At 72.4% G+C, this 14659-nt stretch carries 12 protein-coding genes; 7 read left to right on the forward strand and 5 right to left on the reverse strand.

Annotation, left to right across the window (positions count from 1 at the left end; genetic code table 11):
• Positions 1–43: 43 nt before the first annotated feature.
• A complete protein-coding gene (locus OG598_RS16250; RefSeq protein WP_328655199.1) occupies positions 44–670 on the reverse strand; it encodes a GOLPH3/VPS74 family protein in 627 nt (208 codons plus the stop codon).
• A 183-nt stretch (positions 671–853) separates the two neighbouring features.
• Here OG598_RS16250 and OG598_RS16255 point away from each other — a divergent pair, with 183 nt between their 5' ends.
• The 3 genes from OG598_RS16255 to hrpB are packed head-to-tail and all read left to right on the forward strand — an operon-like array spanning position 854 to position 4471.
• Complete coding sequence (locus OG598_RS16255) at positions 854–1678, forward strand: helix-turn-helix domain-containing protein (RefSeq protein WP_266305185.1); 825 nt, start codon at positions 854–856, stop codon at positions 1676–1678.
• Positions 1679–1719: 41 nt separating this feature from the next.
• Positions 1720–1920 (forward strand): DUF397 domain-containing protein, encoded by a 201-nt coding sequence (locus OG598_RS16260; RefSeq protein ID WP_328655200.1) that lies wholly within the window; start codon positions 1720–1722, stop codon positions 1918–1920.
• A 28-nt stretch (positions 1921–1948) separates the two neighbouring features.
• Complete coding sequence (gene hrpB, locus OG598_RS16265; RefSeq protein ID WP_328655201.1) at positions 1949–4471, forward strand: ATP-dependent helicase HrpB; 2523 nt, start codon at positions 1949–1951, stop codon at positions 4469–4471.
• Positions 4472–4480: 9 nt separating this feature from the next.
• Here the strand turns inward: hrpB and OG598_RS16270 are convergent, their stop codons facing one another.
• Positions 4481–5206 (reverse strand): PP2C family protein-serine/threonine phosphatase, encoded by a 726-nt coding sequence (locus OG598_RS16270; protein ID WP_328655202.1) that lies wholly within the window; start codon positions 5204–5206, stop codon positions 4481–4483.
• Positions 5207–5479: 273 nt separating this feature from the next.
• Between OG598_RS16270 and OG598_RS16275 the strand changes: the two genes are divergently transcribed.
• A complete protein-coding gene (locus OG598_RS16275) occupies positions 5480–8089 on the forward strand; it encodes a glycoside hydrolase family 9 protein (RefSeq protein WP_328655203.1) in 2610 nt (869 codons plus the stop codon).
• Positions 8090–8155: 66 nt separating this feature from the next.
• On the opposite strand, the gene OG598_RS16280 is transcribed toward OG598_RS16275, so the two are convergent.
• Positions 8156–8812 (reverse strand): HAD family hydrolase, encoded by a 657-nt coding sequence (locus OG598_RS16280; RefSeq protein ID WP_328655204.1) that lies wholly within the window; start codon positions 8810–8812, stop codon positions 8156–8158.
• Positions 8813–9059: 247 nt separating this feature from the next.
• On the opposite strand from OG598_RS16280, the gene OG598_RS16285 reads away from it, so the two are divergent.
• The 3 genes from OG598_RS16285 (at position 9060) to OG598_RS16295 (ending at position 12829) form a co-directional block, all read left to right on the forward strand.
• A complete protein-coding gene (locus tag OG598_RS16285; RefSeq protein WP_328655205.1) occupies positions 9060–10019 on the forward strand; it encodes a hypothetical protein in 960 nt (319 codons plus the stop codon).
• 111 nt (positions 10020–10130) lie between these two features.
• Positions 10131–11381, forward strand: a complete 1251-nt coding sequence (locus tag OG598_RS16290; RefSeq protein WP_328655206.1) for an HNH endonuclease signature motif containing protein — start codon at positions 10131–10133, stop codon at positions 11379–11381.
• Positions 11382–11575: 194 nt separating this feature from the next.
• Positions 11576–12829, forward strand: coding sequence for an MFS transporter (locus OG598_RS16295; protein ID WP_328655207.1), 1254 nt, complete (start codon positions 11576–11578; stop codon positions 12827–12829).
• A gap of 3 nt (positions 12830–12832) precedes the next feature.
• On the opposite strand, the gene OG598_RS16300 is transcribed toward OG598_RS16295, so the two are convergent.
• Together OG598_RS16300 and OG598_RS16305 are read right to left on the reverse strand one after the other, a co-directional pair.
• The gene (locus OG598_RS16300) at positions 12833–13090 is read right to left on the reverse strand and encodes a UBP-type zinc finger domain-containing protein (RefSeq protein WP_091401591.1); all 258 of its coding nucleotides are present in this window, start codon (positions 13088–13090) and stop codon (positions 12833–12835) included.
• Positions 13087–14658, reverse strand: a complete 1572-nt coding sequence (locus tag OG598_RS16305; RefSeq protein WP_328655208.1) for a Na+/H+ antiporter — start codon at positions 14656–14658, stop codon at positions 13087–13089. The genes OG598_RS16300 and OG598_RS16305 overlap by 4 nt, the downstream gene beginning before the upstream one ends.
• Position 14659: the final 1 nt, after the last annotated feature.

Below are 14659 nucleotides of genomic sequence, written 5' to 3' on the forward strand. Positions count from 1 at the left end.
TACTCCGATTGACGAGGGGAGGGTTGGGGTTACCGGAGGGGGATCAGGGGATGCCGCGCAGCACGGCGGCGCCGACGGCGGCCTCGGTGTGTCCGACGAGTTCCTTGAGCGGCGCCGGCAGCGCGGGGATGAGGACGTTCAGCCGGTGGTGCGCGCGGGGGCCGGCGCTCCACAGCACCTCGCGGGTCAGCCCCGCGGCCACGACCAGGCCGAGCAGCAGGGCGTCCGGCACGCCCGGCGGGTCCGGTCGGTCCAGGAGGGCCCGTAGTCGGGTGGCCGGCCAGGCCACCGCGTTGAGGTCGATCGGCAGGTAGCTGACCGAGGTACGCAGCAGCCGGCGACTCTCCTGGCGGCGCAACACCCCGGCGCGGGCCAACCGCTCCCCCACCGAGGTCGTGGCGCTCTGGGACAGGAAGCTCAGCCAGGTGCGCAGCTCCCGGTGCTGGGACTCACCCACCAACTGGTCCAGCACCGTGTGCGCCAGGGCATCGGCCGGCGGACGCCTGTCGATGACGCTGATCTGCCCGGCCGTGACGGTGATGTGTCCATAAAGGATCAGCTCGCCTAGGAGCCCACCGGCCAGCCCGAGCCCGGTCGCCGCCGGATGCAGTTTGGCCTTGCCGCGACTGTCGTTGTGTGCGATCAGGAAGAACTCGTCGGCGATGAGCAACGGTCCTCCCGCACAGGTGTGTCCACAGTGATCGCGACCGGGAAAGGATGCACCGACAGCTACTGCAACGCAACTCCCAGATTTGAAAGTTGCACTCCGTGCATCTGCGACCTGCGGATCTTGTCGTGGCAGACTCGGACGGTGACCGCCACTCCCACCATCCGATCCGCCGCCAGCCCGACCGTGCGGCGGCGCCGCATCGCCCGGGAACTCCGCCAACTCCGGGAACGCGCGGGCATGACCCTCGATGTGGCCGCCCGTCAGCTCGACATGTCGAAGAGCAATCTCTCCCGGATCGAGACCGCGCAGATCGGCATCAAACCGCGCGACGTCCGGGCCGCTCTCGCGCTGTACCAGGTGACCGGTTCGGATGCCGAGGCGCTGATCGAGATCGCCCGGGGGGCACAGCAGCGCGGCTGGTGGCAGAACTACAGCGACGTGCTCCCCGAGTGGTTCGAGTTCTACGTCGGGCTGGAGGCCGAGGCGGCGGCGCTGCGCACGTACGAGGCCGAGTCGGTGCCCGGGCTGCTGCAGACCGAGGCGTACGCCCGGGAGATCTTCCGGCGTACCGCCGGCGAGGACGGTCTGGAGCGCAAGATCGCCGCCCGACTGCGTCGGCAGGAGGTGCTGCGCCGCGAGGACCCTGTCGATCTGTCGGTGATCCTCAACGAGGCGGTGCTCCTGCGCCCGGTCGGCGGCGCCGCGGTGATGGCCGAACAACTGGTCCACATGAGCCGGATCGCGCAGCTACCCAACGTGACAATCCAGGTACTTCCCTTCACCGCTGGCGGGCATCCCGCGATGAGCACCCCGTACGTGATCCTCAACTTCGCCGATGCCGCCGACGCGTCAGTGGTTTACCTGGATAACCTCACGATGGGACTGGCTCTGGAGGAAGCCGATCATGTGCTCGGGTATAGCCTTCTGCACGAGGAGCTGTGCCGGATGGCGCTCGATCCGACGGCGTCGTTGACCCGTCTTGAGCATGCTTCTCGTAACTTTGCGTGACCGCCTCTGCGGCACGCCGACGCAGACGAGAGGTACCGCGGATGACGGCGTACGACCTGACCCGAGCGGACTGGCGCACCAGCACGCGCAGCAGCGGCAACGGCAACTGCGTGGAGGTCGCGACAGTCGACGGTCAGGTCGCCGTCCGGGACACCAAGGACCGCTCCGGCCCGGTGCTCGCCTTCGGTGCGACGGCCTGGCGGGCCTTCGTGCTCGGCGTCGGCGAGGTCCGTCGCTCCTGACGCACCCGTCCCGGTGCGAGACTGGGCCGTGCTCTCCGACGTAACACTTGACCTGCCGGTCCGTCCGGTGCTGCCGGCGCTGGTCGCGGCACTCGACGCGGCCGGCGCCGGTGTGCTGGTGGCCCCGCCGGGCACCGGCAAGACCACACTCGCGCCGCTGGCAGTGGCCGACCGGGTGACCGGTCGGGTGGTGATCGCCCAACCCCGCCGGGTGGCGGCCCGTGCCGCTGCCCGGCGCATGGCCGAGCTGCTCGGCGAGCGGGTCGGTGAGCGGGTCGGCTACGCGGTACGCGGCGAGCGGCGGGTCGGCCCGGCCACCCGGATCGAGGTGGTCACCACCGGCCTGCTGGTCCGCCGGCTGCACCACGACCCGGAGCTGCCCGGCACGGGTGCCGTGCTGCTCGACGAGTGCCACGAACGCCAACTCGACGCCGACCTCGCGCTGGCCTTCACAGTTGAGGCGCGCGCCACCCTCCGGCCGGACCTGTGGCTGCTGGCGATGTCGGCGACCCCGGACACCGACCGGTTCGCCGCGCTGCTGGGCGGGCCCACCCCGGCACCTGTGGTACGCGCCGACTCGGCGTTGCACCCGGTGGAGCGGATCTGGGTGCCCCCGGCGCGCCCGATCGCCCCGCCAGGGGCCGGGCCGGTGGACCGGGCCCTGCTCGACCACGTGGCCGCCACCGTTCGTCGGGCGCTGCGCGAGCACGACGGCGACGTGCTCGTCTTCCTGCCCGGGGCCGGCGAGATCGCGGCGGTCACCGGCAGGCTGGCCGACCTGCGGGACGCGGTCGCGCTGCTGCCGCTGCACGGTCGTCAACGCGGCGCCGAGCAGGACGCCGCGCTGCGTCGCGCGGACCGGCGGCGGGTGGTGCTGGCCACCGCGCTGGCCGAGACCAGTCTGACCGTCCCGGGTGTGCGGATCGTGGTGGACGCCGGGCTGTCCCGGGTGCCCCGGATCGACCTGGCCCGCGGGCTGGGCGCGCTGGTCACCGTGCCGGTCTCCCGCGCCGCCGCCACCCAGCGGGCCGGCCGGGCCGGCCGGGAGGCCCCCGGGTACGTCTACCGCTGCTGGTCGGCGGCGACCCACGAGCGGCTGCCCGCTCGCGCCGAGCCGGAGATCGCCACCGCCGACCTGACCGGCTTCGCGTTGGAGCTGGCCGCCTGGGGCCGACCGGACGGCGTCGGGCTCGCGTTGCCCGACGCTCCGCCGGCCGCCGCGATGACAGTGGCCCGGGAAACCCTGGAGACCCTGGGCGCTGTCGACGCCGACGGTCGGATCACGGCGCGGGGGCGGTCGATCGCGGCCGCCGGGGCGCACCCACGGCTGGCTCGGGCGCTGCTCGACGGCGCCGGCCGGGTCGGTGCCGACCGGGCGGCCGAGGTGGTCGCCCTGCTCGCCGAGGAGAGCGCGGCCGGCCCCGGTGACGATCTGGTCGCCGGTTGGCGTCGGCTGCGCACCGGCGTGGACGCGGGCGCGACAGCCCGTTGGCGCACCGAGGTACGCCGGCTGCGGGCCGCGCTGCCTGCCGGCGCCCCGCCGAAGGGCCGCACCGGCTCGGGTGGACTGAGCGACGATCTCGCCGCCGGGCTGCTCGTCGGTCTGGCGTACCCGGAACGGTTGGCCCGGGTGCGGCGGCCGGGCGGTTCGGCGTACCTGATGACCGGCGGGACGGCCGCGGAACTGGCGGCCGGTTCGGGGCTGGCCGGGTCCGACTGGCTGGCGGTGGCGGTCGCGGACCGCACCCCCGGCGCGCCGTCGGCCCGCATCCGCCGGGCCTCCCCTGTGGACGAGGCGACGGCCCGGGAGGCTGCCGGTCCGTTGCTGCGAACCGGCCGCGAGGTCGGCTGGTCGGACGGAGACGTGGTGGCCCGGGAGGTGACCCGGCTGGGCGCGATCGAGCTGGTCCAGCGGCGGCTGGACCGGCCGGACCGGGCGGAGGTGGCCGCCGCGCTGCTGACCGGCCTGAGCCAGGAGGGGCTGGGGCTGTTGCAGTGGACGCCGGCGGCGCGGGCGCTGCGCGAGCGGCTCGCGTTCCTCCGGCACCACCTGGGCGAGCCGTGGCCGGAGGTCGGGGACGACTCGTTGCTCGACGCCGCGCCGACGTGGCTGGGCCCGGAGCTGGCCGCCGCGCGACGCCGGGCCGACCTGGCGCGAGTGGACGTGCCGTCGGCGCTGCGCCGGCTGCTGCCGTGGGCGCAGGCCGCCCGCCTCGACGAGCTGGCCCCGGAGCGGATCGAGGTGCCGAGTGGTTCTCGGATCCGGCTGGACTACGGCGACCCGGCCGCGCCGGTGCTCGCCGTGAAGCTCCAGGAGACGTTCGGCTGGCCGGCGGCCCCCCGCATCGCCGACGGTCGGGTGCCGGTGCTGCTGCACCTGCTCTCGCCCGCCGGCCGGCCGGTGGCGGTCACCGCGGACCTGGCGTCGTTCTGGCGTACCGGCTATCCGCAGGTCCGCTCCGAGCTGCGCGGGCGCTATCCCCGGCACCCGTGGCCGGAGGATCCGGGAACGGCGACACCCACCCGGCACGCCACGCCACGTCGGCGCTGAGCGCCGGGCCTACTCCTCGACGACGTCGGCCACCACGACTGTGACGTTGTCCGGCGCGCCGGCGTGCAGGGCCAGGTCGATCAGCTTGGCGGCGCAGGCGTCCCGGTCCGGATAGCCGCTGAGCACCTCGGTGAGGGTGTCCGGGCGAACCACGTTGGAGAGGCCGTCGCTGCACAGCAGCCACCGGTCGCCGGCCCGGGGCACCATTGTCGCGTACGACGGGGAGACCTCGTCGCCCTGCAACGCCTGGGTGACCACGGCCCGGCGCGGGTGGCTGCTGGCCTGGTCGGCGGTGATCACGCCCTGATCCACAAGCATCTGGACGAACGTGTCGTCCCGGGTGACCTGCTTGAGCACGCCCTCGCGGAACAGGTAGGCCCGGGAGTCGCCGACGTGCGCGAGCGCCAGGCAGCTGCCGGTACGAGCGAAGAGCAGGGCGGTCAGCGTGGTGCCCATGCCCTGGCGCTCGGGATCCTCGGCGACCGCCTGTCGGATCCGGGAGGTGGCCAGCGCGATGCCGCCCTCGAGCGCGGCCACCAGGGCGTCCTCGGGTGTCTCCAGGTCCAGCGGAGCGACCGCGTCGATGGTGAGGGCGCTGGCCAGGTCGCCGGCGGCCATTCCGCCCATGCCGTCGGCGACGGCGACGAGCCAGGCGCCGGCGTGCAGGGCGTCCTGGTTTCCGCTGCGGATCAGCCCACGGTCGCTCGTTCCCACGGAACGCAGCTTCAGGGTCATGGGAGGCAGCCTGCCAGGCGAAGGGCGCAGTTGTCTCTAGGAGATCAGGACGACGGCGCGTGGCGCGGCCAATCTCACGTCCGGGTGACGGTCCCTCGGGGGCGCCGCTCGGGCTGACCGCCCTCGTCGGACGCTGAAACCCATCCAACCAGATCAATTGACATGACGTACCGGCACTGGAAACATCGAGCCGATGACTGGGAGCGCTCCCAGGTTCCCCCGCATCACCGTGCCACCACCAACGTCCCACTTTCCGTCCCGGAAGGACTCCCCGTGACGCCATCCCGACGCCGCCTCCTGTTGGCTGCGGCGACCACTCTGGCCCTCACCGGCGCCGGCGCCGGCGCGGCCCACGCCGACCCACCACCGGACGCCCCCGAGCAGATCGACAACGGCGACTTCAGCGCCGGGGTCAGCCCCTGGTTCTCCTTCGGCACCGGCGCGCTGGCGGTCACCGACGGCCAGCTCTGCACCACAGTCGCGGGCGGGTTGGCCAACCCGTGGGACGCCGGCATCGGCCAGGACGGCGTGCCGCTGATCGCCGGCGCCGAATACACCCTCGGCTTCGCGGTCTCCGCCACCCCCGGCGCCGCGGTCAAGGCCGTGTTGCAGCTCGGCAGCGCCCCGTACACCACGTACGCGGCAGTGGACGCCACAGCGACCGGGACCCTCCAGCGGGTCGAGCAGACCTTCACCGTCCCGGACGACAATCCCAACGCCCAACTGATCTTCCAGGTCGGCGGTTCCGCCCAGGCGCAGACCATCTGCCTGGACGACGTCTCGCTGCGCGGCGGAGAGCCGCCCGAGCCGTACGAGCCGGACACCGGGCCGCGGGTGCGCGTCAACCAGGTCGGCTACCTTCCCGGCGGCCCGAAGAACGCCACTGTCGTCACCGAGGCCACCGCGGCGCTGCCCTGGCAGCTGCGCAGCGCCGCCGGCGCCGTCGTGGCCAGTGGCACCACCACCGCTCGTGGTGTCGACGCCGCCTCCGGGCAGAACGTGCAGACTGTCGACTTCTCCAGCTACCGCACCCCCGGCACCGGGCTCACGCTCACCGTGGACGGCGAGACCAGTCACCCGTTCGACATCTCCGGCGCCCTCTACGACCAGCTGCGCTCCGACTCGCTGCAGTTCTTCTACGCCCAGCGCAGCGGCATCGCCATCGACGGTGACCTGATCGGCGACGAGTACGCCCGACCCGCCGGCCACCTCGGCGTCGCACCCAACCAGGGCGACACCAACGTGCCCTGCCAGCCGGGTGTCTGCGACTACTCCCTGGACGTGCGGGGCGGCTGGTACGACGCCGGCGACCACGGCAAGTACGTGGTCAACGGCGGCATCGCCACCTACCAGCTGCTGAACACCTTCGAGCGGACCAGGACGGCGGCCACCGCCAACGGCGGCGCGGAACTCGCCGACGGCACCCTGCGGGTGCCCGAGCGCGACAACGGGGTGCCGGACATCCTCGACGAGGCGCGCTGGGAGCTGGAGTTCCTGCTGCGCATGCAGGTGCCCGCCGGCAAGCCGCTCGCCGGCATGGTCCACCACAAGATCCACGATCAGAACTGGACCGGGCTGCCCCTCTCGCCGCAGGACGACCCGCAGCCGCGCGAGCTGCATCCGCCGTCCACAGCGGCCACCCTCAACCTGGCCGCCACCGCCGCCCAGTGCGCCCGGCTCTTCGCCCCGTACGACGCGGCGTTCGCGACCCGCTGCGGCACTGCCGCGAAGACCGCCTACGCCGCGGCCAAGGCCCACCCGGCGGTGTACGCCAGCCCAACCGACGGCACCGGCGGCGGCGCGTACGACGACAGCAACGTCACCGACGAGTTCTACTGGGCGGCTGCCGAGCTGTACCTGACCACCGGCGCGCAGAACTACCTGGCCGACCTGACCGCCTCACCGCACCACACCGGAAACGTGTTCGACGCACGTGGCTTCGGCTGGCAGAGCGTGGCCGCGCTGGGCCGCCTCGACCTGGCCACCGTGCCGAACGGGCTACCCGCCGCCGATCTGGCCCGGGTCCGCGCCTCGGTCACCGCCGCCGCCGACACGTACCTCGCCGAGCTGCGCCAGCAGGCGTACGGGCTGCCGATGCCCGGTGACGCCAACAGCTACTTCTGGGGCGGCAACAGCAACGTCATCAACAACGCCGTGGTGCTGGCCACCGCGTTCGACCTGACCCGCAACCCCGTCTACCGCGACGGCGCCGTACAGGCCATGGACTACATCCTCGGTCGCAACGCCCTGAACATCTCCTACGTCACCGGGTGGGGAGAGCACGCCGCGCAGAACCAGCACAGCCGGATCTTCGGCCACCAGCTCGACCCGAACCTGCCCCGACCGCCCGCCGGCTCCCTCGCCGGTGGCCCGAACGCGGCCCTCCAGGACCCGTTCGTGGCACAACTGCTGGCCGGCTGCGAGCCGATGTTCTGCTACGTCGACGACATCAACTCGTACTCGACGAACGAGGTGGCGATCAACTGGAACTCGGCTCTGGCCTGGATCTCCTCGTTCCTGGCCGACCAGGGTGACGCCGGAGCGGTGCCGGCCTCCACCTGCACGGCGCGCTACAGCAACTACGGCGCCTGGCAGGGCGGCACCGGGTTCACCGGGCAGCTGACCATCCAGAACACGGGCACCGCGGCCATCAACGGCTGGAGCGTGCGCTTCGCGTTCACCGGTGACCAGCGGGTACGCGAGGCGTGGCTGGCGAAGGTCGCCCAGTCCGGCGCGACGGTGACCGCGCGCAACGAGTCGTACAACGCCAAGATCGCACCCGGCGGCACCGTGACGTTCGGCTTCAACGCGACGACGGGCGGCGGCGCCAACCCGAGCCCCGGGCTGGTCACTGTCAACGGAGCGGCCTGCTCGCTGACCTGACCGACGTCCTGGTGGCCGCCCGGGGAGGGGCGGCCTCCAGGACCGCACGATCGCGCGGCCGGCGGGTCAACCGCCGGCCGCGTTGTGCTTCGCCACCAGGCTCGGGAGTTCGTCCAGCGAGTCGATCCGGAACAGGCACCGATCGGCCACTGCGGAGGGATCGAGGATGTGCCCCCACGGACCACGTCGGATCAGGCACGTCTGCATGCCCGCCTCCAGGGCCGGGCGCACGTCGTTGTCGGGCCGGTCGCCGACGTACAGGATCGACGACGCGACACCACCGCCCGCGGCGACGACCCGCTCGAAGAACGCCGGTGACGGCTTCGCCACAGCCCACCCGTGCGACGTGCCGATCACGTCCACCGGAAGGTCGAGATCGCGCAGGGTCGCCTCCGCATGAGCTGGCTGGTTACCGGCCAGGCCCACGAACAGACCCTGGTCCTTCAAGGACTCCAGGCACCCTCGCGCGTCCGGGTAGAGATCCTCCTCGGCGAACGACTCCGGCTGGCCGGCAGCCTCGCGACGCTCCAGCTCGATGGTGAGATCGAAGTCGGGCCGGAAGATCCGGAACGTCTCCTGATAGTCCAGACCCCGGGCGATCACCGCGCCGAAGACCGCCGAGAAGGTGTGCCGGGGCACGCCGAGCCAGTCGGCCCAGGCAGCGAATTCGCGGGACTCGTCGAGAATGGTCCCACCAACATCGAAGATGACAGTGTCAATCATGTCCGTCCCCCGTCGACGCCCGCACCGTCGGAGAAGCATAGACGGGGGTACGCGCGACCAGTGGGCTTCCATGATCACTTGATGGTGGGTGGCTGGAACACCGGCGGCGCTCTGGCGCTTCGCCGGACAGTTCGAGGCACGGGCGGGTACCTGCCGCTGGCGCTGTCGAGCTGATGACGTGAACGAATCACCGGGCCCGCGACAAAACCGATGGATCCGACGCGTCGAGTGAGCCAGGGTGACAGCCATGGATGACAGTGATCTGCCTGGTGGTGACCTGGCTGGCGGTCACCTGGCTGGTGGTGACCTGGCTGGCGCGGAGCGTCGGGCGTGGGCGGCGATGCCGGCGGGGTCCCGCAGCGCGTTGTCCGGGCTGTCCGGCGCGGACCTGCGCAGTGTGCTGTTGACCGTGGCCCGCGACCGGGCGGCGGCCGTGCGTCCACCCGAGGTGGTACGACGGTGGCGCGAGGACCGCTTCGTCCGCCCGGCCCGCGCCGATCCGCGCGTGCTCGCGCGGGTGGAGGCCCGGATGTGGCAACTGCTGCCTGCCGACGTCGCCGGGGTGGAGCTGTCGCCGGTCGTACCGTTCGGCACCTGCTCGGCGGTCGCACCGGTCAGCCAGAACAGGATCGTCACCACGATGCGTGCCAGCGAGGTGCTGAGCGATCCCACAAACGCCCTCGCCGTCGAGGCGGCCGCCCGCCGCCGCCGACGAAGTGAGGTGCACCTGGCCGCTGCCCATCGGGTGCTGCGGGCGCAGGACTTCGGCAGCGACGCGTCGGCGCACTTCCGACTCTTCGCCCTGGTGTCCAGCGCCCGCGACACCGGCTCGGGCGACACGCAGGCCCGGCTGCTCGTCCGGCACCTCACCTACTGGCGGACCGTGCTCGCCGAGCTGGCACCGGCCGCCGCACCTCGGCTACACGTCACCACCTTCGACGACCGGGTCGTCCGGGAGCGGCTGGCCGACACCGTCCGACCGGGGCTCGACGGCGATGTGGTGCCGCTCGTGGACGAACCGGAGCGGTCTCGCGGTCGCGGGTACTACACGGGGTGCGCACTGCGGATCACCGTTCTGGACGGCAGCCTGGAGATCGGCGACGGCGGCCTCACCGACTGGACCGCCCGGCTGAGCGGCGACGCGAAGGAACGCTGCCTCGTCTCCTGCCTCGCCACGGAACGTCTCGTCGACGGCATCAGCCGCTGAGCCCGGCCTCGGCGAAGGCCACAGTGGGCACCCTTTGCCGCTGCTGGAAGCCGGCGAGCTTGACCTGCCGACCGGGCCAGAACTGTCGTACACCTGTTCTATTATCGATCCATGTTGGAAGGGTTGGCGCAGGCGGAGGCGGCAGTCGTCGACTGCCTCTACGCGCCGACCTGGGCTCTTCCGGAGCATGACCTCATCGCGGCACTCGACGCCACGCACCGACTCGAGCAACGCCTGGCCGCGGTCAAGCTGTCCCTCGTGCGGGAGGTGGACGGTCGAGGCACCGCGACCGCACAGGGCGCGTCCTCGACGGCAGTGTGGCTGCGGGACCGGCTGCGTCTAAGGGTTGGTGCCTCCCGTCGTCTGGTCGAGTTGGCTGCGACGCTCGATGCCGCCCCGCCAGGCGTGCGGGACGCGTTGGCCGGCGGAGGGGTCGACGTCGAGCAGGTGCGGGTCATCGCCGGCACGGTCGAGACCGTCCACACCGCCGCCGGGGCAGAGGCCGCCGACAAGGCGGTCGGTGTCCTCGTCGACTGGGCGGCGCAGTTCGACGCCACCCTGTTACGCAGGCTCGGCACCCGCATCCTCGACCACGTCGCCCCAGAGGTCGCCGACGCGGCCGCTGAAGCGGCGCTGCGGGCCGACGAGTCGCGCGCCGCCCGCGACCGACACGTCACCATCAGCGAACAGGCCGACGGCCGGCTACGCCTCACCGGCATCCTCGATCCAGAGGCTGCCGCGCTGCTCCGCACCGCCATCGACCCCCTCGGCGCACCCACCGGGCCGGACGACACCCGCACCGCCGGGCAACGCCGCCACGACGCCCTCGCCGATGTCTGCCGACTCGCCCTGCGCGGGGGCGAACTGCCCGACCACGGCGGTGACCCCACCCAACTCGTCGTCACCACCAGCTACGACGGGTTGACGCGGCAGCTGGGCACCGGCGCTCTCGATACCGGCCTGCACCTCACGCCCGAGGCCGTGCGTCGGCTCGCCTGCGACGCCGCCGTCCTGCCCGCCGTCCTCGGCAGCTCCGGCCAACCACTCGACGTCGGGCGACAACGCCGCCTCATCACCGGGCCGCTACGCCGCGCCCTCGTGCTACGCGACCGCGGCTGCGCCTTCCCCGGCTGCGACCGCCCGCCCCGCTGGTGCGACGCCCACCACATCCACCACTGGGCCGACGGCGGCAGCACCAGCCTGACCAACGCCGTGTTGCTCTGCGGCCACCATCACCGACACGTCCACAGTGGTGAGTGGACCGTCCGGCTCGGCGGCGACGGTCACCCCGAATTCGTTCCGCCGGCCTGGCTCGACCCCGACCGGCTCCCCCGCCGCAACCAGTACCACCGGCGGACGTGACCTACCACTGGTCCGACTCCGGCAAACAAAGCCGACGTCACCGAACAAGCCACAGCCCTCGAACAAACCGACGTCACCGAACAAGCCCTAGCCCGGGAGCAATTCAAGGCCGATGGACGACCTGGAGGCGGGCTGTGACGGATGCCGCACTCGGCGGGGCGTCGGCGAGCATCCGTCGGCCCTACGGTCGAGGTGTGGGCACCACGGCGGAGGTTCGCGGCCGCTGGCGGTCGCTGTCGCCGCTGCCGCCGCCCGGTCGGCTACGCACCCTGTCGTTGGCCACCCTCGCCAATACGATCGGCACGGGGCTGTGGGTAACGGGTGCGGCGCTCTTCCTCACCCGCGCCGTGGGGCTGACCCCGACGGAGGTGGGGGTCGGGCTCACTCTCGCCGGCCTGGTCGGGCTCACTGCCAGCGTGCCGCTCGGCGGGCTCGCCGACCAGCGTGACCCCCGGAGCCTCCGCGCCGTCCTGCAACTAGCGCAGGCTGCCGTCGCCGCCGCGTACCTGCTGGTCGACTCTTTCCCGGTCTTTCTGCTCGTGGCCACACTGGACGCCTTGCTGATCTCCGGCAACCTCGCCGTCCGCGCCGCGCTGGTCGCCGCGGTGGGCGGCCCGCAGGGCCGGGTGCACGCCTTTGCCACCCTGCGCGCGGTGGCCAACCTGGGCGTGGCGCTCGGTGCGGGGCTGGCCGCGTTCGCGCTGGTGGTGGACACCGGGTGGGCGTACCGACTGCTGGTGCTCGGCAACGTCGCCACCTATCTGGTCTCGGCGGCGCTGATCATGCGACTCCCGGCGTACCCGCCGGCCCGGCGACCCCTGCGTCAGAGAGCCGGCCGGGCGCTGCGCGACGGGCCGTTCCTCGCGGTCGCCGGGGCCTCGGCGGTGCTCTCCGTACACCACGTGGCGTTGACGCTGGTGCTGCCGCTGTGGGTGGTGGCGCACACCGATGCGCCTCTGGTGACGGTCTCCGCCCTCCTACTGGTCAACACACTGCTCACCGTGCTGTTCGCCGTACGGCTCAGCGGGAGCGCCCGGCACGCGGTGCCGGCGGCGACGACGATGCGCCGGGCGGGGTTGGTGCTCGCGGCCGGGATGCTGCTCTGGGCCGCGAGCGCCATCGTGCCCACCCCGGTGGCGGTCGGCCTGCTGCTGGGCGCGACGGTGATCTACACCTTGGGCGACCTGTGGCACGCCGGGGCCGGAGCGACGCTGGCCTACGACCTCGCCGCACCGGACGCCCTCGGCGCCTACCAGGGGGTCGACGGACTGCTCGCCGGGCTGGTCCGCGCGGCGGGCCCGGCCCTGCTGACCTGGTTGATCATCGACGGCGGCCCAGTCGGCTGGCTGGCGCTGGCAGGGTTGCTCGCGCTCACCGGCCTCGCCGTGCCACCGCTCGCCCGACGCGCCCTGGCCGACAGCGCCGACCGGTCACCGCACCCGGGCTGACCGTCAGCCGATCTCCTCGTCGACGAAGCACCAGCGCCAGGCCTCGCCCGGCTGCGCCGAGCGGATCACCGGGTGGCCGGTGGACGCGAAGTGCTTGCTCGCGTGCTGGTTCGGCGACGAGTCACAGCAGCCGACCTGCCCGCAGCTCAGGCAGGTGCGCAGGTGCACCCAGTAGGTGTCGCCGATGGCGACGCAGTCCGCGCACTCGTCGGGGGTACGCGGCTCGGCGGCACCGGCCTCGGTCAGGTGCTGACAGCTCACTTCTCAACCTCTCGCAGCAACGACTCTTCCAGGTCCAGGTCACGGTAGGCCTGTACCAACACTTCCTCAGGAATCCGACCGGAGTCCCGGGCCGCCCGGAACACGTCCCGCTCGGCGTCGATCATCTCCTGCCGCAGCCGACCGTACGCCTGCGACGGGGTCTCCCGCTCGTCGCCGCCGAGTCGTTCCCACGCCATGTTGGTGCGGTCCGCCACCGCTCGGCGCAGCCGGTCCACCACCGCGTCGGGTGCGCTGTCGGCCAACTCGTCGAGGCGGTCCTGGGCGGCCTTGCTGGCCTGCTGCTGCACGGCGGCCGCGGAGAGCGCGTCCTGCATCGGGTCGTCCTGCGGCAGCTTCAACCGGCGGGCGACCAGCGGCAGAGTGGCACCCTGAACGACCAGGGTGAAAACGATCACGGCGAAGGCCAACCAGATCAACAACGCCCTGGGGTACGGCTCGTCGCCGGCCAGGGTCAGCGGCAGGGCCAGAGCAGCGGCCAGGGTCACCACGCCCCGCATGCCGGCCCAGCCGATGATGATCGGGAACTTCGGTGACGGCCGGGCGTCACGGCGGCGGACCCGGGGAACCAACCGGGCCAGGTAGGTGGCCGGGAAGAGCCAGACGAACCGGGTCAGGAAGACGGTGGCGAGCACCGCGAAGGTGATCAGGATGAGCGAGCCGATCGGCTCGTCGAGATCGCGCAGCACCTCCCGCAGTTGGAGCCCGACCAGCAGGAAGACCAGGCCCTCCAGCAGGAAGCGGACCAGCCGCCAGAACGCGCCGATCTGCAAGCGGGACGCCGCCGACAGCAGTTGGGGCAGCTTGTGCCCGAGCACCAGGCCGGTGACGACCACGGCGACCACCCCGGAGGCGTGCAGGTGTTCGGCGGTGAACACCACAGCGAACGGGATGATCAGCGACAGCGCGTTGTCCAGCAGCGGGTCGGTGATCCGCCGATGCAGGAAGCCGAACACCAGCGCCCCGAGCGCCCCGATCAGGATGCCGCCGCCGGTGGAGCGCAGCACCTCGATGGCGATCTTGTCGGCGCCGACGGCCGAGCCGACGGTGGCCATCGTCGCGACCCGCAGCAGCACCAGCGCTGTCGCGTCGTTGACCAGGCTCTCGCCCTCCAGGATGGTGACGACCCGGCGGGGCAGCCCGACCCGACGGGCGACGGCAGTGGCGGCCACCGCGTCCGGTGGGGCGACCACCGCGCCGAGGGCCAGGCAGATCGCGAACGGCAGCTGCGGCAACAGCAGGTGCAGCACCAACCCGACCACGAACGCGGTGAACAACACCAGGCCGACCGCGAGCAGCAGGATCGGCCGGATGTTGTTCTTGAACGCCGGCACCGAGGTTTCCAGCGCGGCCACGTAGAGCAGCGGCGGCAGGATGCCGACCAGCACCAATTCCGGGTCGAGTTCCACCTGCGGGAAGCCTGGCACGAACGAGAGCGCCAGGCCGAGGACGACCAGCACGATCGGCGCGAGCAGGCCGAGCCGGCGGGCCAACGCGGCGCCCAGGGTGGCGATCGCCAGGAAGACGACGACCGGAAACAGGCTTTCCATG

Source organism: Micromonospora sp. NBC_00330, from assembly GCF_036136635.1.
GTDB classification, from domain to species: Bacteria; Actinomycetota; Actinomycetes; order Mycobacteriales; family Micromonosporaceae; genus Micromonospora; species Micromonospora salmantinae.

Bases quoted from the DNA above. Each gene is read 5' to 3' on its own strand.
- OG598_RS16270 (WP_328655202.1), bottom strand. From the start codon at position 5,206: ATGACCCTGAAGCTGCGTTCCGTGGGAACGAGCGACCGTGGGCTGATC.
- OG598_RS16260 (WP_328655200.1), top strand. From the start codon at position 1,720: ATGACGGCGTACGACCTGACCCGAGCGGACTGGCGCACCAGCACGCGC.
- OG598_RS16305 (WP_328655208.1), bottom strand. From the start codon at position 14,658: ATGGAAAGCCTGTTTCCGGTCGTCGTCTTCCTGGCGATCGCCACCCTG.
- OG598_RS16290 (WP_328655206.1), top strand. From the start codon at position 10,131: ATGTTGGAAGGGTTGGCGCAGGCGGAGGCGGCAGTCGTCGACTGCCTC.
- OG598_RS16280 (WP_328655204.1), bottom strand. From the start codon at position 8,812: ATGATTGACACTGTCATCTTCGATGTTGGTGGGACCATTCTCGACGAG.
- OG598_RS16285 (WP_328655205.1), top strand. From the start codon at position 9,060: ATGGATGACAGTGATCTGCCTGGTGGTGACCTGGCTGGCGGTCACCTG.